Annotated in this window: 20 protein-coding genes; 4 read left to right on the top strand and 16 right to left on the bottom strand. The window is 44.8% G+C overall.

Annotation, left to right across the window (positions count from 1 at the left end; all coding sequences use genetic code 11):
- The first annotated feature begins 90 nt into the window (after window positions 1-90).
- Window positions 91-537, top strand: a complete 447-nt coding sequence (locus tag PCAR9_RS15510; RefSeq protein WP_179984389.1) for an SRPBCC family protein — start codon at window positions 91-93, stop codon at window positions 535-537.
- Between the two features lie 221 nt (window positions 538-758).
- On the opposite strand, the gene PCAR9_RS15505 is transcribed toward PCAR9_RS15510, so the two are convergent.
- Together PCAR9_RS15505 and PCAR9_RS15500 are read right to left on the bottom strand one after the other, a co-directional pair.
- Window positions 759-1,880, bottom strand: coding sequence for an alkene reductase (locus tag PCAR9_RS15505; RefSeq protein ID WP_179984388.1), 1,122 nt, complete (start codon window positions 1,878-1,880; stop codon window positions 759-761).
- A gap of 211 nt (window positions 1,881-2,091) precedes the next feature.
- The gene (locus PCAR9_RS15500) at window positions 2,092-3,408 is read right to left on the bottom strand and encodes a carbohydrate porin (RefSeq protein ID WP_179985256.1); all 1,317 of its coding nucleotides are present in this window, start codon (window positions 3,406-3,408) and stop codon (window positions 2,092-2,094) included.
- Between the two features lie 502 nt (window positions 3,409-3,910).
- On the opposite strand from PCAR9_RS15500, the gene fucP reads away from it, so the two are divergent.
- Entirely contained in the window at window positions 3,911-5,248 is a 1,338-nt protein-coding gene (gene fucP, locus PCAR9_RS15495; protein WP_179984387.1) for an L-fucose:H+ symporter permease, read from the top strand.
- Window positions 5,249-5,300: 52 nt separating this feature from the next.
- Here the strand turns inward: fucP and PCAR9_RS15490 are convergent, their stop codons facing one another.
- The gene (locus PCAR9_RS15490; RefSeq protein WP_179984386.1) at window positions 5,301-6,503 is read right to left on the bottom strand and encodes an anhydro-N-acetylmuramic acid kinase; all 1,203 of its coding nucleotides are present in this window, start codon (window positions 6,501-6,503) and stop codon (window positions 5,301-5,303) included.
- A gap of 7 nt (window positions 6,504-6,510) precedes the next feature.
- Window positions 6,511-7,836, bottom strand: coding sequence for an OapA family protein (locus PCAR9_RS15485; RefSeq protein ID WP_179984385.1), 1,326 nt, complete (start codon window positions 7,834-7,836; stop codon window positions 6,511-6,513).
- Window positions 7,837-8,263: 427 nt separating this feature from the next.
- On the opposite strand from PCAR9_RS15485, the gene tyrS reads away from it, so the two are divergent.
- Complete coding sequence (gene tyrS / locus PCAR9_RS15480) at window positions 8,264-9,463, top strand: tyrosine--tRNA ligase (protein ID WP_179984384.1); 1,200 nt, start codon at window positions 8,264-8,266, stop codon at window positions 9,461-9,463.
- A 55-nt stretch (window positions 9,464-9,518) separates the two neighbouring features.
- Here the strand turns inward: tyrS and PCAR9_RS15475 are convergent, their stop codons facing one another.
- The 12 genes from PCAR9_RS15475 to gltB form a co-directional block, all read right to left on the bottom strand.
- A complete protein-coding gene (locus tag PCAR9_RS15475) occupies window positions 9,519-9,872 on the bottom strand; it encodes a DUF1428 domain-containing protein (RefSeq protein ID WP_071969533.1) in 354 nt (117 codons plus the stop codon).
- Window positions 9,873-9,969: 97 nt separating this feature from the next.
- Window positions 9,970-11,328 carry an NAD(P)/FAD-dependent oxidoreductase gene (locus tag PCAR9_RS15470; RefSeq protein WP_179984383.1) on the bottom strand — a complete coding sequence of 453 codons (1,359 nt, stop codon included), beginning with the start codon at window positions 11,326-11,328 and terminating at the stop codon, window positions 9,970-9,972.
- Window positions 11,329-11,367: 39 nt separating this feature from the next.
- Window positions 11,368-11,964: a GNAT family N-acetyltransferase gene (locus PCAR9_RS15465; RefSeq protein ID WP_179984382.1), complete on the bottom strand. Its 597-nt coding sequence runs from the start codon at window positions 11,962-11,964 to the stop codon at window positions 11,368-11,370.
- Entirely contained in the window at window positions 11,961-12,362 is a 402-nt protein-coding gene (locus PCAR9_RS15460; RefSeq protein ID WP_071952535.1) for a DUF2721 domain-containing protein, read from the bottom strand. Before PCAR9_RS15460 ends, PCAR9_RS15465 begins: the two co-directional genes overlap by 4 nt.
- Before the next feature lie 120 nt (window positions 12,363-12,482).
- Window positions 12,483-12,887 (bottom strand): rhodanese-like domain-containing protein, encoded by a 405-nt coding sequence (locus tag PCAR9_RS15455; RefSeq protein ID WP_179984381.1) that lies wholly within the window; start codon window positions 12,885-12,887, stop codon window positions 12,483-12,485.
- A 59-nt stretch (window positions 12,888-12,946) separates the two neighbouring features.
- Entirely contained in the window at window positions 12,947-13,855 is a 909-nt protein-coding gene (locus PCAR9_RS15450) for a cobalamin-binding protein (RefSeq protein WP_179984380.1), read from the bottom strand.
- Window positions 13,852-14,799, bottom strand: coding sequence for a cobalamin biosynthesis protein CobD/CbiB (locus tag PCAR9_RS15445; RefSeq protein WP_179984379.1), 948 nt, complete (start codon window positions 14,797-14,799; stop codon window positions 13,852-13,854). The genes PCAR9_RS15450 and PCAR9_RS15445 overlap by 4 nt, the downstream gene beginning before the upstream one ends.
- Before the next feature lies 1 nt (window position 14,800).
- Window positions 14,801-15,502 (bottom strand): 5'-methylthioadenosine/adenosylhomocysteine nucleosidase, encoded by a 702-nt coding sequence (locus PCAR9_RS15440; protein ID WP_179984378.1) that lies wholly within the window; start codon window positions 15,500-15,502, stop codon window positions 14,801-14,803.
- Window positions 15,503-15,669: 167 nt separating this feature from the next.
- Window positions 15,670-16,257 carry a DUF2726 domain-containing protein gene (locus tag PCAR9_RS15435; protein WP_179984377.1) on the bottom strand — a complete coding sequence of 196 codons (588 nt, stop codon included), beginning with the start codon at window positions 16,255-16,257 and terminating at the stop codon, window positions 15,670-15,672.
- Between the two features lie 209 nt (window positions 16,258-16,466).
- Window positions 16,467-16,916: a hypothetical protein gene (locus tag PCAR9_RS15430; protein ID WP_179984376.1), complete on the bottom strand. Its 450-nt coding sequence runs from the start codon at window positions 16,914-16,916 to the stop codon at window positions 16,467-16,469.
- Window positions 16,917-17,112: 196 nt separating this feature from the next.
- Window positions 17,113-18,528 carry a glutamate synthase small subunit GltD family protein gene (locus PCAR9_RS15425; protein WP_012519580.1) on the bottom strand — a complete coding sequence of 472 codons (1,416 nt, stop codon included), beginning with the start codon at window positions 18,526-18,528 and terminating at the stop codon, window positions 17,113-17,115.
- A 13-nt stretch (window positions 18,529-18,541) separates the two neighbouring features.
- Entirely contained in the window at window positions 18,542-23,008 is a 4,467-nt protein-coding gene (gltB, locus tag PCAR9_RS15420) for a glutamate synthase large subunit (RefSeq protein WP_179984375.1), read from the bottom strand.
- 647 nt (window positions 23,009-23,655) lie between these two features.
- Between gltB and PCAR9_RS15415 the strand changes: the two genes are divergently transcribed.
- On the top strand, window positions 23,656-24,591 hold the full coding sequence (locus PCAR9_RS15415) for an N-acetylmuramoyl-L-alanine amidase (RefSeq protein WP_179984374.1): 936 nt from the start codon (window positions 23,656-23,658) through the stop codon (window positions 24,589-24,591).
- The last annotated feature ends 95 nt before the right edge of the window (window positions 24,592-24,686 follow it).

Raw genomic sequence — 24,686 nt, 5'->3', positions numbered from 1 at the left:
AAGTTTAATAGCGATGATTAGCGACTTTCTTTGCTATAAAGTAAAAAGACACTAAGACCCTTACCTTCACAAAATAACTAAGGCGGCTTTATGCACGAGTTTAAAATTGATGTAACGCTAGATGCATCATTGCCCTTTATTTTTGCAGCATTTCACGAGCCTGAGTATCTTTCAGAGTGGTTTGCACCAGGCGATTGTTCAGTCACACAAATTATGAGTGATTTCAAAGAAGGCGGTCGCTATCGTATAAAGATGATGGATCCAAGTGGCATTGAAATGTCATTGACCGGTGAATACGTGAAAATTTTAGCCAACGAACAGTTATCGTTCTCTTGGGCGTGGGAAGATGATATGGAAGAATCGGTGATGACATCCGTAGATATTCACTTCGAAAAAACTGAAGAAGACAACGTAAGACTAGTTCTTATCCAACAGGGCTTTCTAAACAAGCAAGAGTGTGATCAGCACAACTTCGCGTGGATGTCGTGCTTGGAAAAACTTGCTGTTTTAGCCGCTAGAACAAAATCGTTTAATTAACCACACCTCTGCTTTCACCAGCTTTTTGCAAGTTAGGAACAAGTTAGGCATAGGGTTAGGCAAAGGGTTAGGTATAGGGATAGGCAAAATTTAGGCCTGGTTGGGGCGTAGTACCAAGAGCGACGCGAATACATGGAGCACAGTGTTTGATTCCCACTGCTTGATAAGAGTTCAGTTGGCGCTAGACAAGGGCAGAGCGGTTTGCTCTGCCCATAGCCCGTTTAGGTCAGCGATGTCATCGCATCTTTTCCGCTTTTTTCCCGGTACGTTTCAAAGTCGTTATAGCCTTCTTCACCGCCTCCGTACCATGCCGATGGATCATCAAATGATGCCAGTGGGTAGTCGTGCTTAAAGCGAGTAGGTAGATCTGGGTTTGTGATCCAAGGTCTTCCAAAAGCAATCATGTCACCATCACCGTCAGATAAGCGCTGTTCCGCTTCTTCTTTTGTATAGCCGCAGTTACCCATTAACATACCGTCAAAAAGGGACCTGAATTCTGCTAACGTCATGGCTTCACCACGCTCATGAAAGCCGAATGCTAGGCCATCCATTACATGTAAATAGCCTATCTCTAGCTTATTTAGCTGCTGCGCCACATAAGTAAAGGTTTCTCGAAAGTCGTCAGCGCCCATGTCGTTAAATGCGCCATTTGGCGATAACCTTACACCCACATGCTCTTTTTCCCATACGCTCAGTACTGCGTCCATTACCTCGCTTAAGAAGCGATATCGGTTGTCTACACTACCACCATAATTATCGTCACGCTGGTTGCTGCGGCTATCTAAGAATTGGTTAATAAGATAGCCATTTGCCGCATGAACTTCCACACCGTCAAACCCTGCCGCCTTAGCGTTTATAGCGGCATTCTTGTAGTCATCTACGGTGCGCTTAATATCGTCAAACGTCATTGCTTTCGGTACTTCGTAAGGCTTTTTGCCCTTAGGCGTGTGAATCTCATCGCCTTCAATTTTTATAGCAGATGCTGAAAGAGGTAAACTACCGTTGTGAAAGTCGCTGTGAGATGCGCGCCCGGTGTGCCAGAGTTGAAGTACGATTTTTCCACCCGCTTCATGAACGCGGTTTACAATAGAACGCCAGCCTTCAACCATCTCGTCAGTGTAAATTCCAGGAGTATCAACCCAACCAATGCCTTCTTCTGATATGGTCGTTGCTTCAGTGATAATAAGCCCTGCATCTGCACGCTGAACATAGTGATCGCCCATAATTTTATTGGGTATGCGATCGGCGCCTGCCCTTCCTCTTGTCATTGGTGCCAATACCATGCGGTTTTGTAATGTATTACCTGCCCAATCGAACGAGCTGAAAAGTACTGAGTCTGTCATTCGTATTCCTTATTCAACGAAGAATAGATTGATGTTGAAGCGCTAGGCGTATTTGTGCTCAAAACGCTATGAGATAGTAGTGAATACAGAGATAGCGAGAAGTTGGATTTGTAGAAAGTTGCCCTTGAAACTAATTAAACACAACGGCAGGGAATGGCATCGGTTTGAAAAAAAGCGCCCGAAGGCGCTATGAAGTGTATTGCAGGGAGATTTAAAGTATCAAAGCCGCCAGGTTTACGTCGAACCTTAGGCCCAGAACAATCGCATCATCAAGTGCCATGGCTCTGTCACGCTGTGCGAATTGGTCGGGGTTGATAATGTAGTGAACGTTCGGCTGAATCCTTACGTGGTCGTTGAGTTGATAACCATAACTTAGCTCTAACATGGTTTGGCTGCTTGCTGGTGTACCAACCCCGCCGTTTATGCTTCTTAATATACGCTGATCCTCTAGCGCTTCGTCACTGTACTGTTGACGGGTAAATACGAAGCCAATGGTATCGTTAGGGCGTGAGGCCAGTGTGCCTCGTAATACAAAGCCTGCTTTTATATAGTAGTCTTCAATCAGCTCGCCCGAAGTACCGGTTAACACGGCACCGAATAGGGTTAACCCTTCTTTCGTTAGTGGGTTTGGACGAGTAACAGTTTGTTCAAAACGTGCGAATATACCCGAGCGACCGTTTCTAACAGCGTAATCATTGCCCGACTGCGCCGCATAGTTGCCCTCCTCATCAAAGACAGGGTCGGTGTAGTCTGCGCCATCGTACCATCCGCCAATTTCATAGCGTCTTGGTAGTTCATCATTGTTCCACGTGGTTTGATATCCCACAGTGAAGGGCACAACAACACCTGTAGCCTCATTAGTCGCCCAATCGAATCCGTGATCGCCTAAGTCTTGATGACTGGTGTTATCTTCATAGATTCCGGTATGAAAGTATGTTTTTGGCGAAAGCCAGTATTTCGCATGGCCACCCCAACTTGAAACCGGCCACCAAGTAAAGTTACTGGTTCTAAATACAAAGGTTGGGTTCCCACAAGCAGCATTGGTTTGAAAGTACTGACAAAGTTCAGAGCCTAAAAAGCTGATATTCGCTACTGTGCGGCCACCTTCCAGCTCTAAATCGCCATCTAAAAACGAGGAAGAAATCGTAAACCGTGCAAGACGGGTATTTTGTCCGCCAAAGATTTCTTGTACGGACGTACTGTTCCCAATGTAGTGCTCGGCTAAGTTTTTGCCGTGTCGGTTTGTCATGGCAATATGGATTTTGGTGTCTTTCCAGCCCGCTAGCGTATTCAAATCTAATTCCCCACCTACAAAGAGCTGACCAGCATAGGCACTGCCTCTGCGTTCACCACCGTCAATATTAGTGGCTGACTCACCCGTATAACTTGCTTGAAAGTCAAACGCGTCCTGAAACTTACTTTGTGATGCTGACGCAGTGGCGGCAACAATGGCGGAGCTTGCGAGGAGCGCTGTTTGCAAGCCTGTCTTACATCCAGAAAGGCAACGGATAACTGTAGGTATTTTCATCATTATTCTCTCAATCAAAATTGTTTATCAACCGCAGCTTGTTACGGGCGTGTGACTGATGGCATCTACGCATTTGTTACTAACGTTCTGTCGAAACTAAATAAATCAGCGCTAGCTAACGTTACAACGAATTAACATAAGTTTGTTTTGAACGAAATCTAACTAACCTTTCAAGTTAAATCAACCTTGTTTATTTAACATTTTTTGCGAAATTATGTATTTTTCATTAATAAAAGTGTCACGCGGCTTCAAAGTTTTTAGCTACAAGAAGAGTTCTTTTTTAAATTTCTTTGTGCTCATAACTTGATGAAAATAATGCGGTTTTTTGTTTTTAATCGTGACTTAAAAAAAGAACGTATACTTTTCTTTTTCCGACTTTCTACGCATAAAGTCTAATTTTTAACGAAAGTTAAAATAAATAAATTAAATTGATTTATTGACAGCGTCAGAGGGTGATGCTTAAATTGGTTAACTAATATTTTACAAGCGAAAGGCCGTTCTTATGAAAAACAACGCCCCTTTGGTTTCCAAAGACACATTGATTCCCTTTATATTGTTAACGATTTGCTTTGCTGCATGGGGTGTCGCTGCGAACATGACAGACCCTTTAGTAAAGGTATTTAGTAAAATATTTACTATGTCGTCTTTGCAATCGGCACTGGTTCAATTTGCCTATTATGGTGCGTATTTTTGCTTAGCCATTCCTGCTGCTTTTATTAACAAGCGCTTTTCTTATAAAACAGGTGTATTGACTGGTTTGGGTTGTGCCGCTGCTGGGGCATTTCTGTTTTATCCAGCCAGTCAAACCATGACTTACGGCTTTTTCTTAGCCGCACTTTTTGTACTAGCCGGTGGCTTATCCATTCTTGAAACGTCGGCGAACCCTTACGTCATGGCGATGGGAAATCAAAAGAGCGCGACGCGCCGTTTAAATTTAGCTCAAGCATTTAACCCTGTTGGTACTAATTTAGGTGTGTTTTTGGCTGCAACGCTTATATTGCCAAACCTGAATCAGGCAACTGCGCAAGAGCGTGCTGCCATGTCAGTAAGCGAGCTTAAAAACGTGATAGGGGCAGAACTTGACGCGGTAATGCTTCCTTATGTAGGTATGGCATGTGTACTAGTTTTGGTTTGGGTTGCAATATTCCTAATCAAAGCGCCAATTCAAGAATCGGTTGAGTCTAGTGTAGAAGACGTTAAGTTGGGCGCTTCGCTAAAGCGGTTAGTAGCCAATAGGCATTATCGGTTTGGCGTATTGGCTCAGTTTTTTAATGTCGGAGCACAAACGTGCGTATGGACCTTCACCATCCAATATGCAATGCAAGCGACGGGTGGCAACGAAGTGAGTGGTGGTGAAATATTACAATACAGCATGATCGTATTCTTAATCTCACGCTTTGTAATGACGTGGGCAATGCAGTATCTCTATCCTGCTAAGCTATTAATGATTATGTCGTTGGTTGCCATGGCACTATGTATCTTCATGACACAGTCTCCTAATTTAGCAGGTGTAATCGCACTGGTTTCAATTTCTGCTTGTTTGTCGCTAATGTTCCCGACTATTTATGGTATTGCGCTAGAAGGGTTGGGGGAAGACACAAAGCTAGGCGCAGCTGGCCTTGTAATGGCTATCCTTGGGGGAGCCATTATGCCACTTTTCCAAGCTGCAATTATTGATAGCGCAGGGGTGGTCGTATCTTATGTTGTACCAGCCATTTGCTTCCTGCTTGTAGGTGGATACGGTTATTTCGACATGCGCGCAAAAAAGAGCAGCATTAAACCTCAGGAAGATATTGATGCGAGCGCATTAAAAGATATGGAAATGGAAATCGCTAAGTAATACTTCTGAGGAAATGATATTAAAGGGCCCTTGATTGCATCAGGGGCCTTTTTTATGCTTTTTTAAATAGTGCCCCGAGCACTGTAGATTTGGATGCCCCCGTGACCTCAGGCACATTACCCGGAATGTCATTTAAAAATGCATACGCAAACCAGGCAAACGCGGCGCCTTCTACGTGCTGTGGATGTATGCCCAGCGCATAACTGTCCGCTACGGCATAGTCGCTCAAAGCGTTGTTCAAATAAGACATTAACGCTTTATTGAACGCGCCGCCGCCGCACACAATCACTTCGCTTTGTAACTTGGCATCACTTATTTTAGGTAGGTGTTTAATGATTTCTTGAGCGATAGTGCTGCCGGTTAGTGTTAGCAAAGTGGCTTGAACATCTTCTGGATCTAAATTGTTGTTTTCTTCTTCGCTTTGCAGGTCTGCACTAGAGGGAAAGTAATCAGCAAGGGCGTTGCTTAACCAATCAATATTGAAATGCTCTCTACCTGTACTCTTAGGTGCGGGTAAAGAAAAGTAGTTATCTAATAAAAACCTGCCTAGTAAGCCTTTATGGCATTGCCCTGCCGCGGCCCATTTCCCGTCTTTGTCGAAACTTTCATTTAAGTGCAGGCTTATCCATTGGTCCATCAAGGTGTTACCTGGCCCGGTATCAAACCCTCTAGGTGGTATTTTATCTTGCTTTGGCGCAAGCAATGAAATGTTTGCGATGCCGCCAATATTTACCAGCGCTCGATGTTTATTTTCAGTGGAGAAGACCGCATTGTGAAAAGCGGGCACCAGCGGCGCACCTTGTCCGCCCAACGCAATATCTTTACGCCTAAAATCGGCGATAACATCAATGCCGGTTAGCACGGCGATAGTGTTAGGGTCGCCAATCTGACAAGTGAAGCCCCGGATAGAAGGGCTAGAAAAATGGGCAGACATCACATCAGAGTTGGGGTAGTGACGCACTGTTTGACCATGGGAGCCAATGGCAGTGATATCTGACGCTTCAAGATTGTTTTTATCAAGTAACGCTAAAGTAACTTCTGAAAAGGCTTCAGCAACGAGTCTATCTGCAATGCCAAGCGTGTTGAGCTCGTCAGGGCCTTCATTACATAAATCATTAAGCGCGTGAAGTAGTTCGCTAGGGTAGGGGATTGTATGTGCTGAAAGCGTTTCGCATGTTGTTGCAGTGATGTCGCATAGAACGGCGTCAACGCCGTCCATGCTTGTGCCTGACATCAAGCCAATATATTTTGCCATAGCGCAACTATTTCATCGCGAGCATAATACGTTTGTTGTTATTGAGTTGCTGCTGACGAAGTTTTGCAATTTCCATAAATCTTTCTCGCTCTTCCTTTGCTATTGGTAAAGCTTTTGGTAGCTCTACAGTGCGTGGATTTCTATGCACGCCGTCTACCAAAAATTCATAGTGAAGATGTGCACCTGTCACCATGCCAGAACTTCCAAGGTAACCTACCGTTTGGCCCTGTTTAACGATGTCGCCCACTTTGACCGCACGTTTTTTAAAGTGAAGGTACTTAGTGGTGTATTTCTCACCGTGCTGGATAAATACATGATGACCATTATATTTATCATAGCCTGCTTTAATAACTTTTCCATCGCCGGCGGCCATAATCGGTGTACCAACGGCTGCTACGTAGTCGGTACCTCGGTGCGCTTTCCAGCGTTTTTGTACAGGGTGAAAGCGTGCTTTAGTGAAATTAGAGCTGACGTATCTGAAATTAACTGGCGCGCGCAAAAAGCTCTTGCGCATACTACGACCTTCCGGGGTGTAGTAAGTACCATCTTCGTGAAGGATCGCACTAAACTGTTCGCCCTGGTTAGTAAACTCCGCTGCTACGATATCGCCGTAGCCCACGAACTCCCCATCAACGTATTGCTCTTCAAAAACAACGTTGAACGTATCGCCAGAGCGTATTTCCATTGCGAAATCTATGTCCCAGCCGAAAATACCTGCCAAATTCATAATTTGGTTGCTGGTAAGCCCAGCATCTCTCGCGGCATTCCAAAAGCTTGAGTGAATTTCACCTTGCGCAAAGTTGTAGCGAATATCTACATCGCGTTTTTCTAATTCAGCGACAAGAGTGCTGTTCTCGTCAGTCGAATCCGGACGAACGAAAAGGGTTTCCGTTGAAGATAGCTTGTACTTTAACTCGCCGAAGCTACCGTCTTTGTTCGCTTTAAACGATAATTCGTCACCAGGCAATAAAGTAACAAGTGTTTTTGTTAGTTCACCAGCCTGAGTCACGTTGTAAACATCGCGCGATGTGAACCCTGCACGCTTAAACAGCTTTGCTAGGGTATCGCCACTTCGCACTTTATACGTTTGCCAAGTAGACTCTTCTTCATTCGAAAAAACGTCGGTTGACGGTGTAATGTTAAGATCTACAGGGTAGCGGACACCTGCGTCTAAGATATGTGCCTCTTGATGACGGCTAGCCTCTACAGACTCCGACGGCAAAAGGATAAGCCCGCCAAGAAACAAGCTTGCGATAGCAATGCCGGTTCTATGTTGCTTAGGTAAATTTTTATATAAATGTAGCGCTTTAGAAGCGTCTAATTTCTTTCTCATACTACAGCCCACCTGAGAAATGTTATGTGCACAACACTATTTCACATACGTTGCTTAAAAATGCAACTTTTCTCATTTTTTTGTTAGCGCAAATTGTTACACCCAATAGCTCTTAAACTCGCAATTACATAATGCGCTATCTAAATATCTCTGAATGTGAGGGGAAGGGCAGGAGCAAACCCTCCACCGCAGGGAAGCGGTGGCGGAGCGCCCATGGATGGGTTTACCGCGTGTTTGCGAAAGCCCTTTCCCCTCACATTCAGTTCAGCTTTATTCAATACACTAATTTCGCGTTCAAAGCTGTTGGGTTTAACAACATGACTGTTTGTAATCCGTTTTTTGACGCGCAAAGCTTTTAATGGTTCCGTTGTACGCGTAAAATGCCCGCCAATATTGAATGTACAGTTATGTAGAGTGTGATTAACAAATGAAAGATTGGCAAACAGCGCTAGCTGAGATTAAACGGGGCGTCGATGAAATACTCCCCGAAGAGGATTTAATTGAAAAACTAAAATCCGGCAAAACCCTAACCATTAAAGCGGGTTTTGATCCAACTGCGCCTGATCTACATCTTGGTCACACTGTGTTGATCAACAAGTTGCGTACATTCCAGCAACTAGGCCATAAAGTTGTTTTTCTTATTGGTGATTTTACTGGCCTAATTGGTGATCCTACAGGTAAAAATGTCACACGCAAGCCTTTAAGTAAAGAACAGGTATTAGAAAACGCTAAAACGTATCAAGAACAAGTGTTCAAGATCCTAGATGAAGATAAAACAGAAATTCGTTTTAACTCAGAATGGATGGACGGTCTTGGTGCGGCGGGCATGATCAAGCTTGCTGCAAGCCAAACCGTGGCTCGTATGCTAGAGCGCGATGATTTTAAAAAGCGCTACAACAACGGTCAGCCTATCGCTATCCACGAATTCCTTTATCCGTTGGTGCAAGGTTGGGACTCTGTAGCCCTTGAGTCAGATGTTGAACTAGGCGGTACTGACCAGCGCTTTAACCTGCTAATGGGTCGTGAGCTTCAAAAAGAGCAGGGACAAAAGCAACAGTCAATTGTGATGGTTCCGTTACTTGAAGGTTTAGACGGCGTTCAAAAGATGTCAAAGTCTTTGAACAACTACATTGGTATCACAGACGCGCCAAACGATATGTTTGGTAAAGTGATGTCTATCTCTGATGACTTGATGTGGCGTTACTACGACCTTATCAGCTTCCGTCCGTTAGAAGAGATAGCAGAGCTTAAAGCGCGCGTTGAAGGCGGTGAAAATCCGCGTGATATCAAAATCATGTTGGCAAAAGAAATTATCGCTCGTTTCCACGACGATGCTGCCGCTGAAGGCGCGCACCAAGACTTTATTCAGCGCTTCCAGAAAAATGCTATCCCTGATGACATGCCAGAGCTTGAAATAGCGCTAGGCGAAGAAGGAATTGCTATCGGCAATTTATTAAAAGAAGCAAAGCTTGTTGGTTCAACGTCAGATGCCATGCGCATGATCAAACAAGGCGCAGTTAAAATAAACGGTGACAAAGTAGAAGACACCCGTCTAGTAATTACTGAAAAAGGTGAAAACGTTTATCAAGTAGGTAAGCGCAAATTTGCCCGTATCACGTTAGCTTAACGCTTCACTAAGCTAGTATTGGAAAGCCCGCTCATTTAAGCGGGCTTTTTTTTGCCTACAATTCCAACATAGGGACGAAGCCGCCATAGATAAGGCGCTTACCGTCAAACGGCATGGGGTTTTCGCTTTCCTGCATTCTGGGGTCTTCCATCACTTTTTGCCATGCGGTATCACGCACTTCTTTTGATGGCCAAAACGCAATGGAAAACACCACGGTTTCATTTTCTTTGGCTTTTACCGCTAAAGGAAAAGAGGTTATCTCACCATCGGGTACATCGTCACCCCAAGCTTCAAGAATTTTAGTGGCACCATACTCTTTAAAAATATCGCCAGCGAGTTTGGCGTGTTCAATGTATAAGGCTTTATTTTCTGTGGGAACGGCTACGGCAAAGGCATCAATGTATGACATGAGGTGGCTCCGTCAGTGTTTAGAATACTAACATAGCCTAAATAATGAACAGCGCGCAATGGTGAATACGGTAGACTTCCGTAAAAACTGACTAAGACTAACGCTCTGCAATTTTAGCCCACTGATATAAACCGTGCAGCGCTAGTCTTCTCGCCTTGGGAAACGGGTATGTTTTAAGTGGCGATTGATAAATTGGAAGAGATAAATCGACGTCGCTTGCGCCCATCATTCGTTGAGCGAGGCGCTGACCGGCAAAGGCGGCAAAGGAAACCCCTGAACCACAATAGCCCATAGCATAACCGATAGAATAAGCAGAACGGTTTGCGTTATTACTGCTCGCTTCACTGTTTACGAATATACGTGGCATGCTATCCAGCGAGACGCTCACCCAACCACTCCAAAAATAATCCATGGCTATACCGATAAGTGAAGGGAAGCTTTTTACCATAGCGCGGTATAAGCGCTTTTTCTCTGAAGTGTTATCTGCATCTTTGCCTTTTACTGCCCCACGACCGCCAAATAACAATCTGCCATCTGGCAGTACACGGTAGTAATACTTCATCATCCGCGTATCCATAAAGCTCATGGGGGTGGTCAACCCGGTCGAAGCGCGTTGTTCCTTATTTAAAGGAGCGGTAACAAAAATGCTCGACTGTACTGGGAATTGCTTATTGTCTACGCTGTCGTGAAAGCGTTTGGGAGTATAGGCGTTAGTAGCAATGAGTATATGCTTAGCTAATACTGAGCCGCTTGGCGTGGTGACAAGGAACCCTGTTTTTTGCTTTTCGATGCGAATGGCAGGAGAGTCGTAAAAAAGCGTGGCGCCAAGTTCTTTAGCTACTCTTGCATATTCACTTGCCAGTTTTAAAGGGTGTAAACATGCACCTTCAAGTTCAACGCCACCGTAAGCCCCGTTTATATCAAAACGGGTTGCAAGGTCTTTTGAAGAGAGGGGAGTGCTTGGTACATTGAAGTTTGATGCTAGACGATTAGCAGTGGCGTATAGTTGCTCGGCTTGCTTGACGTTATGGGCCAATTTTAAATAAGGCCCTTCTACTAAATCGACCTGCATATCAAAGTCTGTAATACGCTTTTTAAGCAAATCCACGGCACCGTCAAACTCGGCCTGCATGCCCGTGGCGATTGTATGTCCCCATTTATCTTCTATAGCGCTTAATGACAGTCTACCGCTTCCCGAAAGGATAAAACCGCCATTGCGCCCTGCACAGCCAAATCCAAGTGAGTTTGCGTCAAGTAGCGTAACGTCCTGCTTAGCTTGAGCAAGCGTAATTGCAGCAGACAAGCCGGTATAGCCACCCCCGATAACCAGGTATTCGGTATTTACCTTCTTGTTTAAAGGCGGCAGTGTTGGCACCTTATGCGTAGCATGCCAGTAGCTTTTGGGCGCGGGAAGCATTGATGAAACGCCGCGGGAAATAAGAGGATCGTAGGTCATAGAATAATATGGCTGTGAACTTTTAGGTCAAGTTGGGCATTAGAATTGTAGTAGCATTTCCGCACCTTCGCATTCACAGTAGCCCTCACAAACTGGGCAATCATAGCCCTCGTGAGTAGATGCGTAACGCCATTTGTTGGCGTGTTTCTTTATCAATTGGCCACCATTTTTGGTGAAGTATTTAAATGCACTATTGCCCGGGCTTGCTAACCAAATATGCGCTAAACCCGCTTCTGCACCTTGCGCTTTCGCACATTCTATTGACTTGCTTAATAGCATACTGCCAATTCCACAACCCTGCATAGCGGGGTCTACGGTATTGCATTTGAAATAGCACACTGTATTTGAATCTACCGGCCACAAAGAAGGGCTGCACCATTCATCTGTTTTCCATTGAGTATGTGCAAAGGTCAGCCTGAAACCCACTACCTTATTTCTGTATAGTGCTACCCAACTAGCATTAATGTCGCCAATAAAGCTTTTAGCATAGTAGTCAGCTAGCAACTCGTTAGTGAGGTAGTTGTCACCATGTACGTAATTACCAAGAGAAACCACGCCTTGAAAAAATTCAGGCGCTAACTGCTCGTAAGTTATATCGCTTTGAACTAAATGATTCATGTGAGTGGTTGGCGTCATGTTTTTTCTTTATGAGGGGCATTTTTCATCCCATCAAGGTGAACATCTAAGGCTTCTACAGAAATCAAAATCTCTCTTACCGACATCCACAATGAATACAGTAGTGACACTAAACTTGCCGCGAAAACCCAGTTTCCCACTTGTTGATAGGTGAGATAAATGGCCAGCATTGAGACCACACAAAGAAAAAAGCTGCCCACCCCGGCTATCTGCATACGCTTAATCAGTTGAATGCGCAACCGAAGGTTTTTTATTTGCGCTTGAGTGTTGTCATCTTTCTCTTCTTTTGAAAAGTTTCGGATGATGGTCGCGAGGGTTAAAAAGCGATTGGTATAGGCTAGAAGCAATAAAGAAATTGCCGGAAATAACATAGCTGGAGTAGCAATATCTATTTTCATAGGTGTTTCATGCAATCGTCGAATAAAAGAAGTGTATCACAGGGGATGAGTTACACACAGTTATCAGCTAAGCGCTTGGTTTATAGAACATTGCGGAGTTTCTAAGGGCAAGCTGCTAGGCTACATTCTGTCTACTGTCATGCCTGCTGCGCTCCAGCCTAACATGTCGCCTTCTAAATGCATGACTTCAGAGAAGTCGAGTTCTTCTAACACTTTCATGGCGAGTTTAGCTCTTCTGCCAGAACGGCAGTAAATAATGATAGGTTTGTTTTTATGGTCTTCCAACTCACTAAGATATTCATTGATGTTCTCGTGGGGCATATTTACCGCGCCAGGAATATGACCATCGGCAAACTCTTTAGGTGAGCGAACATCAATAAGCAACCAGTCGTTGTTAGCGACCCGTTCAATAAGATAAGGAGAAGCGGCAACAGAAGCTTGCGCCGTCGCTTTCGCTGTGCACTGAAGCGAAACAAATAATGCAACACTAACAACAACTAGAAAACCCGCAACAACAATCCGCATGAAAAGATGCTCTTACCTTCTTACTGATATTTTAGACTTAAGTATAACGCTTATGCGTTTTATTTAATACCTTCACATAATGATTTTAGTTCATTTATTAATCGTAGTGAAAAGCGGCTAGTGACATCCGGGTCGACCACAATAAGCGGTGCATCAAGAAACCCGCGATGAGCGCGCCAGAATACTTCTAGCTCTTCGTGTGAACTCTTGGAGGCGGCAATGAGTGCATGAGGTTGGCGAACTAGCACGTCTTTAACCGCTACTTGAGGGTAATCTATCGGGCTATCGTGAAATAGCGTTTGCGCCCCGCAAACATTTAATAGTTTATTTCCCCAGGCATGGGGGCCAATAGTCATAAGTGGCGCCGTCCATGAATAGTAGAACACCGGTTTGCGTGGCTCGTTATCGTATTTTAGTCTTAGGGTTTTTAACTCGCTAAGAAAGTCATTGGTGAGTTGGGTGGCTTTTTTTTGCGTATTAGTAAGTGCGCCAAGCCTTTTTATTTCATCAGCAATATCTGTGATATTTCCGACCTTGCTGGTAAATACATTAAGCCCCATTGAAGAAAGTTTATGTATATCCTGAGGTTTGTTACCTCCATCCCAAGCAAGTATTAAATCTGGTTCTAACGCCACTATTGCCGCAATATCAGCACCTTGAAAATCGGCTATGCGTTGAATATTCTTGGCAGCTTCTGGATAGTCACTGTAGTCGCTTACACCTACAAGGTTTGAACCTAAACCTAAACTAAATGCCCATTCTGTAAGGTGTGGAGCAAGGCTAATTATTTTTAAGTCAGTAGTATTCGCCTTTGAATGTGCTGTTAAATCGGTAGAAGAAAGTTGATCTTCGTTGGTTACTTTTTTTAGCTCAGGGGTAGGCTCTTCTGCTGTGTTAGCATGCGTGAAAATAGGCGTTGAGCACAGCAGTAAAAAGGAAAAAGCGCTTAGTACGCGTAATGTTTTCATAGCGCAACGGCCATAGCTAACAGGGTTAATGATGCAAGTGCACTAGTTGCTATCATAGCTAATGTAACCGTGCTTTTAACTTTTAACATGTGGGAATACTTAACCTCATTTACGCCTCCTACGCGGGCATATCGAATTTTCTTATTGGCATAAATTGCTGGTCCACCCAATTTTACATCTAACACACCACCCATAAGTGCCAGAAGCAGTGACGTTTTATCTTTTACTGGTGAGCGTTTTATAGCGCTAATGCCTTTTACGGGATGGCTAATTAACAAAGTTATAAGGCCACCAATAGCAGCGGGTGGAAGGGAAAGTAAATAAACCAGTTTACGAACAGGTTTCGCAAAGAGTGCCATACCAGGCGTGCGGTAGTGCCATTGCCACGATGTAAGCAAAAGTAACCGATAGATCAGCGCACCTATTGGCCCTGCAACCACAAAGTAAAAAATAACGCCGCAATACAGGTAAAGAAATTTAAGCCAAAGCGACTCAATCGCTGCTTTAGCAATACCAATATCTGTCAGAGAGTTACATTGACGTGCGGTAATGGTCTGGACCATTTCTCGTGCGAGAGACTTTTTGTTTCTGCCAACACTTGCCAGCACTTTTTTATACTGCTGACGCTGGTAGCCAAAATCGAGCAGCACGACAAGAATAATGGCTTCAAAGAAAACGGGGTACTGGGCCATATATACTAAAATGGTGATACAAACTACTAAGGGCGCAAGTAAGACTAGTGCGGCTAAGGAGCCCGAAATGTAGTGCTGAGATGGACCGAAGTCTCGTGATGGCACTACCTTACGTCCCATTTGCAAAACGAGGTAGCGCATAAGTGTTAGGGGGTGAGTACTTTGGGGCCAACGCCACAAGGCATCTACGGCAATAGCCAGCCAAAGTACCAATAGCGACTGATATTGCGGGTCGCTAATTACCTCTGTCATATTATTTTGCGAGGGCCTTGATCATGGCCATAACTAGCTGTGCAGAATGCTTAGCAGCAGTGTCTAAATATTCTTTGAAGCTTACTGACGATGTTTTTCCAGCAATATCTGATAACGAGCGAATCACAAGAAACGGTGTATCAAGCATATGGCAGGTTTGACCGATAGCTGCGCCTTCCATTTCCACCGCTTTCATATCGGGGAAGTTTTCACGTAATTCCGCTACCGCTTCATCGCTCCCGATAAAAGCATCACCGGTGCAAATCAAGCCCGTTGTCGATTGCAATGAGGAAATCTCTGCAGCTGCACTACGCGCTGTTTCCATTAATGCGGTATCACAGCGAAAATCTTCAGGCATACCTGCACATTGACCAAGCTTGTAACCAAAATGAGTTAAATCGGCGTCGTGGTGAATAACGTGACTTGCAATAACTAAGTCACCAATATTCAGGTTTTTGTCGAAACCACCAGCAGAGCCTGTATTCACGACAGCATCAGGAGCGTACTGTTCAATCAATACAGTGGTAGCGATAGCAGCTGCCACTTTACCAATGCCGCACTTAACTAACACCACTTCCATGTCGTTAAGTGTGCCTTCATAAAATGTAAGGTGTTTCCACTTTGTCTCTTTTACATTCCAAAGCGATGCTTTAAGTAGCGCAACTTCTTCATCCATTGCGCCTAAAATACCAATTTTGTTCATAACTCTACCGACGGTGTTGAGGGAATTTAACGCGTGAATACGCTGTTGAATGCACTAATTGTATAAGGAAAATAGAGAAACTGACAGAAAAATGCCTTTGTTACCGCTATTTGAGAGTAAGAAAACAGCAAAGTAACAAAGGCTAGGGGAAGCTTAAATTAACCCTATCAGGCAGCAGCTGGTCTGCTTGAACGTACTGGACGGGTAGGGCGCTTGGGTGGTTCTGGGTTGTGCGTAGGTAGCTGTGCCATTTTATTTTGTAAACGACGATAAGGAATAAGTTTGTTTTCTAAGCACTCGCGAATATCGTCAACCGTGTAGCCAGATTTAACTTTAATCCTTGCGTGCGGAAGGCCTGCAGCATCTAAAGCGCCCGTTACAAACCAATCTTTTTGCGTTTTATAGCCTTCTTTCCCTTGGCTGTGAACCAAATCGATAGCCATAACAGGGCTCATATCTTGTTTATCGACCAGTACAAAGTCGAGTTGTCTGCTAGATGCTCTGCTAAGTGCTTGGCTTGCTGTCTTCTTGTTGGCTGATTGACGTACTGATACCAGGTCATTAAGGCGTACGCGGCACACTATTCTAAACTCTCGACCCACGGCCTGTTCAATAAGGTTTAAAAAAGTATGCTCTACCGGAGTGAACAGTTGTGCTTTTCGCCTAAATGGAAATGCCACTCCACCGTCTGACAACTTTATGGCACCTAGTGCAACGACTATAAGTAACATCATTAAAATAATTGCCAATTCCATCGTAACCCTCGCAAATATCAATAGAAAAAGTCATGACACGAGTAACTGAAGGTCAGCCTAGCCCAGTGTATATAGCTTAGCGGCATGAACTCTGTTTACGGCATAGGCGTCATAAAAATGACGCTTACTGCTGTCATGAAGTAGTTATTGATGAAATTGCAAAGCGGGTGCCAACATGAACTATTTCGCTAGCAAACTTAACCTAGTTTCTAGTGGGTTTTTGAGGTGACCAGAATATCGACTTGAGAGCCCGCGTTATCAGGGCTTATTATGACTCTTATTGTTTTATCTTCTGATGAAAGCAGAGTACGGCCCCTAACAGGGGAATGAGACTTTAACGATGGATGGGCTGTTTCATAAACGCCGAGTATTTCGTTAGGCGTGCGTGGTGAGTGGTAAACCATCACAGCTGACGTGTCTTTTTCAAAGGCTTGGCACTGTCTTGCATCATTAGAGATTTTCACCTGCTGAAACTCGGCTGGGCACGACACAATAGTAGGTTGGCTTAAAGACGGCGTCGCATCCTGGTTATTTTTTTTCTCATTAATTTGGGCTTTCAACGAAGAATCTACGGAAAGGGTGTCTGCAAAACAGGCACTTCCAGCGGCTGAGGCTAATGCTAAACAAAGTGAAAATGTCCAAGTGTTTACGTGCTTCATAGGTAGGTTCTTCATCCAGTGGGCGATATTCTTTATTTATTTTTACGATACTAGAGGCGTTATTCTTTTGCTTCAACTAAACCTTGGTCTATTAAGGTATGTAAGAAGAGCTTTTCGTATCTTCTGGGGCGTGTAAAACAAAAAAGCTCGATAGCGAGGCTATCGAGCTTTTAATAACAGAGAATATTCGCGAAGGTTAAACGCCAATATAATCCATGATACCTTCGGCAGCCTTACGGCCTTCGTCGATAGCGGTAACAACTAGGTCACTACCACGCACCATATCACCACCAGCAAAAACTTGTGGATGTGAAGTTTGGAAGGCAAACTTACCCGCAGAAGGGGCGCGTACACGACCTTTCTCATCAAGCATGATGCCGAAATCGGCAAACCATGGCGCAGGGCTTGGTTGGAAACCAAATGCGATGATAACTGCATCTGCTTCAAGTACGTGTTCAGAACCTTCTACTTCAACAGGACGGCGACGACCATTTACATCTGGCGGCCCCATTTCGGTTTTAACGAACTTAACGCCACAGGCTTTTCCGTTTTCATCAACGGCTATATCAAGAGGCTGTAGGTTGAATTTAAACTCAACGCCCTCTTCTTTAGCGTTAACCACTTCGCGGCGTGAACCAGGCATACTTTCTTCGTCACGACGATATGCACAGGTTACTTGTGCAGCTTCTTGACGAATTGAGGTGCGTACACAGTCCATGGTGGTATCACCACCACCTAGCACAACAACACGCTTGCCTTTCATGTCAACAAAATCAGCAGGATCTTTTTCAAGACCCATTACGCGGTTGGTGTTGGCTATAAGGAAAGGAAGTGCATCATATACGCCTTCAACGTGTTCGTTGTCAAAGCCGCCTTGCATTGACTTGTACGTACCCATGCCTAAGAAAACGGCGTCGTACTTATCGATTAAGTCCTGGAACTGTATGTCTTTACCAATCTCAGTGTTAAGTACGAACTCAACACCCATCTCGGTAAAGATTTGGCGGCGTAACTTGATAACATCTTTCTCTAGCTTGAAAGACGGGATCCCGAATGTTAACAGGCCACCAATTTCTTCGTATTTATCGTAAACAACAGGTTTAACGCCGTTACGAACTAGAATATCAGCACATGCCAGACCCGCAGGACCTGCACCTACAATTGCCACTTTTTTGTCGGTCCATACCACGTCAGACATATCTGGGCGCCAGCCCATTTTGAATGCGGTATCAGTAATGTACTTTTCAATACTACCGATAGTTACCGCACCAAAATCGTCATTCAGCGTGCACGCCCCTTCGCAAAGTCTGTCTTGTGGACATACGCGACCACATACTTCCGGCAGGCTGTTGGTTTTATGAGAAAGTTCCGCTGCTTCTAGAATACGGCCCTCATTTGCCAAGCTTAACCACTGAGGAATGTAGTTGTGCACGGGGCACTTCCATTCACAATACGGGTTACCGCAGTCCAAGCAGCGATCCGCTTGGCCTTCGGTTTGAGATTGGCTCAGCGGCTGATAGATTTCCGCGAACTCTTGTTTACGTACCATGATCGGCTTTTTAGGCGGATCGATACGTTCAACATCGACAAATTGATATACGTTCTTTGCCATAAACTAAATCCTCCTACTGAGCCTGAATGCGTAATTCAGCACTTGAACGACTGATGTGACCAAGCAAGTTTTTCACATCACTGGTTTTTGGCTTAATAAGCTTAAAGCGTTTCAGCGTTGCGGCGAAATCAGTAAGCAGTGACAACGAGTGCTCGCTTCCTGTTTCTTCGTAATGCTGATTAATTAAGCCACGTAAGTGCTCAGCAAGAATCGCTTTGTCTTCAATAGGCATAACATCAACAAGCTCGGCGTTTACACGGTTATCAAGGTCGTCGCCATCATCCATAAGATAAGCAAAACCACCTGTCATACCTGCGCCGAAGTTCACGCCAACCGGACCAAGTACGGCAATAATACCGCCAGTCATATATTCACAGCCGTTATCGCCAATGCCTTCCACTACTGCGATAGCACCTGAGTTACGTACGCCAAAACGTTCACCAGCGCGGCCAGCAGCAAGCAATTTACCGCCTGTTGCGCCGTAAAGGCAGGTGTTACCCATAATGGCGCTATCGTGGGCGTCATACGAGATATCGCGCGGCGGGTGGATAACAAGCTTACCGCCAGTCATCCCTTTACCTACGTAATCGTTGGCATCGCCTTCAAGGTGCATATGTAGGCCACCAGCGTTCCATACGCCAAAGCTCTGGCCCGCTGTACCGGTAAGTTCAACCTTAATAGGTGTATCTTCAAAGTCGTGGTTACCGTGGTGTTTAGCGATTTCACCTGATAGCAATGCGCCGACAGAGCGATCCGTATTGCGGATTGGGTATTTAAGGGTAATAGATTTGCCGTCAACAACCGCTTGCTGGCCGTCTTTAAGCATCTGCGCGTTCAATTCACCTTTATCGACAGGCGCGTTAGTCGTTTGTGAGCAGAATAAGCGCGTATGGTCGCCTGCTTTAGGCTGCGCTAGCAACGGAGACAAATCTAAACGGTTTTGCTTAGCGGTAATGCCATCTAGAACTTTAAGTAGCTCTGTACGACCAACAAGGTCGTCGAACTTAGCAATACCCATAGACGCCATGATTTCACGCACTTCTTGAGCAATAAACTTGAAGTAGTTCATTACCATATCAGGTAAGCCAATGAAGTGGTCGTCACGCAGTTTTTGATCCTGCGTTGCAACACCGGTCGCACAGTTGTTCAAGTGGCAAATACGTAGATATTTACAGCCTAAAGCCACCATTGGACCTGTACCAAAACCAAAGCTCTCAGCGCCTAGAATACCGGCTTTCACTACGTCTAAGCCCGTTTTCAAACCACCGTCGGTTTGAACGCGTACTTTGTGACGTAAGCCGTTTTCAATAAGCGCTTGCTGAGTTTCAGATAAACCAAGCTCAAATGGGCTACCCGCATACTTAACTGATGTTAGCGGACTTGCACCTGTACCGCCGTCGTAACCTGAAACGGTGATAAGGTCGGCATAGGCTTTCGCTACACCCGTTGCAATGGTGCCAACACCCGGCTCAGATACTAGCTTAACGGATATAAGTGCCGTTGGATTAACCTGTTTCAAATCGAAAATTAGCTGTGCTAAATCTTCAATTGAGTAAATATCATGGTGCGGAGGCGGTGAAATAAGGGTTACACCCGGCACAGAGAAACGTAGCTGTGCGATGTACTTATTTACCTTATCGCCTGGAAGCTGACCACCTTCACCCGGTTTTGCACCCTGCGCCACTTTAATTTGAATAACGTTAGCGTTAACCAAATAGTGAGGCGTTACGCCAAAGCGACCTGAAGCCACCTGTTTAATTTTGGAGTTCTTTTCAGTTCCAAAGCGAGAAGGGTGTTCGCCACCTTCCCCTGAGTTAGATTGTCCGCCCAAGCGGTTCATGGCTATCGCCAGTGCTTCGTGCGCTTCAGGGCTTAGTGCACCAATTGACATCGCTGCTGTATCGAAGCGTGGAAATAAGTTTTCCGGTGCTTCAACTTCGCTAATATCAATAGAGTCGCAATTAGGGTTAATAGCTAGCAAGTCGCGAATGTGCGCAGGCGCACGCTCGTTAACAAGCTTGGCATATTGCTGGTAGTCGTCGTAGTTACCCGACACCACAGCCTTTTGAAGCGTACTGACTACGTCTGGGTTATAGGCGTGATATTCGCCGCCGTGAACGTATTTAAGCAAGCCGCCGTGATCGACAGACTTACGCTTAAGCCATGCAATACGGTTTAGGTTGATAAGGTCTTGATGGAAATCATCGAAACCCGCTCCTTGAATGCGTGAGGTTACACCTTTGAAGCATAGCTTCATCACTTCGTTGTTAATACCCACTGCTTCAAACAGTTTAGAGCTACGGTAACTAGCAACGGTACTAATACCCATTTTCGACATGATCTTATACAAGCCCTTGTTGATACCCTTACGGTAGTTCAACGTGGCCTGCATAGGAGAAATATCTAGCTCGCCTTTTTCACAAAGCTGCTCAATAGTTTCATATGCAAGGAATGGGTAAACCGCAGTGGCACCTAAGCCAATCAACACCGCAAAATGGTGTGGATCGCGGGCACTTGCTGTCTCAACAACAACGTTAGCATCGCAGCGCAATGACTTTTCAACTAGGCGACGCTGTACCGCACCAACTGCCATAGCTGCAGGGATAACCAAACGATTTTGCTTAATGTTTCTGTCAGACAGAATAACGAACGCAGCACGCTTGTTTTTAACCAGCATCTCTACTTCGTTACACACGCGCTCAATGGCTTTCTTTAAACCTTCTTGCGGTGCATATTGAAGCTCGACGACTTCTGAATAGTAGTTGTCTGGGTTAAATTCGCGCAATTGTTTAAGGTCGGTATACATTAGTACTGGCGAGTCGAACAATACGCGGTCGGCGTAACCTGAGGTTTCGCTAAATACGTTTTGCTCGCGGCCAATACAGGTTGCCAACGACATAACGTGGTTTTCACGTAGCGGGTCGATTGGCGGGTTAGTTACCTGTGCAAATTGCTGACGGAAATAGTCGTAAACCGTACGCTGACGAGATGACATAACCGCCATTGGCGTGTCATCACCCATAGAGCCAACGGCTTCTTGACCGTCTTTCGCAAGTACTTTTACAACTTGTTGAATTTCTTCATAGCTGTAGGCGTGTAGCTTGTGATACACCGCCATAGCATCGTCGTCAAACACACGTTTACCAATTAATGACGCATCAAGCTTTTCAATTGGTGTAAGTCGACGAATATGCTTGTCTAGCCACTCTTTATAAGGGTGACGTGCTTTTAAGTCTTCATCAATTTCAGTAGAGCGCCAGATTTTGCCTGTGTATGTGTCTACAGCAAGCATTTCACCTGGGCCTACACGGCCTTTTTCAATTACATCGGCTTGCTCGTAATCCCAGATACCTACTTCTGAGGCTAGGGTAATGAAACCGTTCTTAGTGATAACGTAACGTGCAGGACGTAGACCGTTTCTATCAAGGTTACAGGCTACGTGGCGACCGTTAGTTAAAACGATACCCGCTGGGCCGTCCCATGGTTCCATGTGCATTGAGTTAAACTCGTAAAATGCACGAAGATCATCGTCCATGGTTTTGTTGTTTTGATAGGCTGGTGGAACAAGCAAGCGCATAGCACGGAATAAATCCATACCGCCGGCTAGGAATAGCTCTAGCATGTTATCCAGCGATGATGAGTCTGAACCTTCAGTATTAACGAAAGGAGCTGCATCTTTAAGGTCTGGAATAAGTGGCGTTGCGAATTTAGCAGCACGTGCCATGGCCCAGTCGCGGTTTCCTTTAATGGTGTTAATTTCACCATTGTGCGCAAGGAAGCGGAAAGGCTGAGCAAGAGGCCAGCGCGGTAATGTGTTTGTTGAGAAGCGTTGGTGGAAAACGCAAATTGCGCTTTGCATACGCTCATCGGCAAGATCGTGGTAGAAGGCAGGTAAGTCTTTTGGCATTACCAAGCCTTTATAGATCGTTACTAAGCCTGACAAACAAGCTACGTAAAAATCGGGATCTTTCTCAAGGCGTTTTTCAGCGCGGCGGCGGATCATATACAAACGACGCTCAAGGTCGCGTTTTCTCCAGCCTGCTGGTGCGTTCACAAATACCTGTTCGATTTGTGGAACACCTGTAAGCGCTAGTTCACCCAGTACTGAGCGGTCGACAGGCACTTCGCGCCAACCCACTACTGAAAGTGTTTCTTTTTCTAGTTCTTCATTAAGTACTTCGCGCGCGGCTTGCGCAAGTACTGGGTCCTGACTTAAGAAAATCATGCCCACGCCGTACTTTTTGCTGAGTTTCCAGCCATTTTCTTCGGCGATTGCATGGAAGAACGCATCCGGTTTCTGTAGTAGTAAACCACAACCGTCACCGGTTTTCCCGTCGGCGGCGATACCGCCACGATGCTGCATACGGTCTAAACCGTGAATAGCAGTCGTTACCAATTCGTGACTGGCTTCCCCATGAGTGTGAGCAATTAAGCCAAACCCACAGTTGTCCCGGGAATCATTGGGATTATATAAACTCATCTCTTAACTCCTTCAACCTTTTGACTGGGCAAGGTATGCGTTGCGTGTAGATGCGCCTAGGTTTGCGTATCACAACATTATTAGACGTCTTTTAAGCCTGCGAGCGGTATTGCTTGCGGCATGCGCCTTTCTTGTCGTTATTTATTATTAGAGGATTCCAGTCGTTTCCGCATTTTTATGCATTATTGCTGTGCGGGCCGTACAAAATACCCACATTGAAAAATAAAATCAAACGCTAAAAATTTAAGGTTTATAGAGAATTGGCATAAATACAAATAAATGTATTAAATTCATTTGCTTATAGTGTGTCTTTTAGGTTTGTAACAAAAATGTTATCAGCAGATAAAAATGATAAGTTTCAACGTGGCAAATGGTATTGGTTCTCATTCGCTTTTTTAAAGTGAATAATTATGCTTTAAGGTTGTTGATTTATGTTGTCAAATGCCTTTTGTCTGTATTTTTATTAAATCGTAAAGTTACGGTTCCACTAATATAAGTAGTTTGCTATATTGGTTAAAAATTATTCGTATGTAAGGTTGTGCCTCACTTGATAGGACATTCGTGTAATTTTCACGAGCGCATTAGCGTTAGTTAGAGAATAAAAATTCACTGAAAGCACATGCTACCAAGTCAGTGAGGACTATCGAATGACAGCATTACAGGCAAGCCCCAACAGCACCTTTATTATTAACGACCATATAATAACCGGCGAAGGCGTGAGTTTTACGCCTTCACCCAATACCTCAGGGCTTTTTAAGCAGGGCTTTCCTGACACTATCGTCATACACTTCACCGCAGGCAGTAGTCTAGCGTCGTCAGTTAATGTATTAACCAGGCCAGATAGCGGCGTGTCTGCTCATTTCGCCGTGGGACGCAATGGTAATATCGTACAAATGCTGCCAACCAATAAGATTGCATGGCACGCAGGCGAGAGCCACTTCCAAGGGCGTAGTGGATTAAACCAATATTCAATAGGTATTGAACTAGATAATGCAGGCCAGCTTAAAGAAAGAAGCGATGGCACTTATGAGAGTTGGTTTGGCAAAGTGTTCGAAAAAAGCGAAGTATTCGAAGCCAAAAGGGAAAACCAGCATGCCACTGGCTATTGGCACAAGTATTCTGAGATTCAAATTGCGCGAACCCTCGCTTTGTGTAAAGCACTGTGTGAGCACTACCAGATTTCTACCATTGTAGGGCATGAAGAGATTTCTCCTTCGCGCAAAGTAGATCCCGGCCCTGCTTTTCCATTGCAAAAGTTTAAAGAACTCGTACTACTCCCAAACACTAACGAGTGGGTAACCGACTCAAAAGACACTAGTTCGCAGCGTGAAGCCCACGACCAATTTCGACGTGATATAACTAGCCCTATAAAGAAAATTGCGAATGTAAGTGCAAATGTTCTTAATGTTAGAAAAGGGCCTGGTACTTCATTTCCCACTCTTGATAATGGTTTAAATAAAGGAGAAATATTAAAAGTACTTGAGAAGCAGGGCGAATGGGCGAAAGTATCTTTTACTAAAGTGGGATGGGTTAACACTGCGTTTATCCACGAAGTTACGGAAAAGTCGCCGTTTAAATCGTGAATGTAAAGTGGTGTCTTCACTTTGCTACAACAAACCGCATTCCCGAAGTGATTAAAGCCTGATAGGATACAGGCAAAATAAGACTAGATTAGACG

It is taken from the genome of Alteromonas macleodii, from assembly GCF_903772925.1.
GTDB lineage: Bacteria > Pseudomonadota > Gammaproteobacteria > Enterobacterales > Alteromonadaceae > Alteromonas > Alteromonas macleodii_A.
The sequence above is the reverse complement of the archived record's forward strand: the minus strand, read 5'-3'. Positions and strand labels throughout refer to the sequence as shown.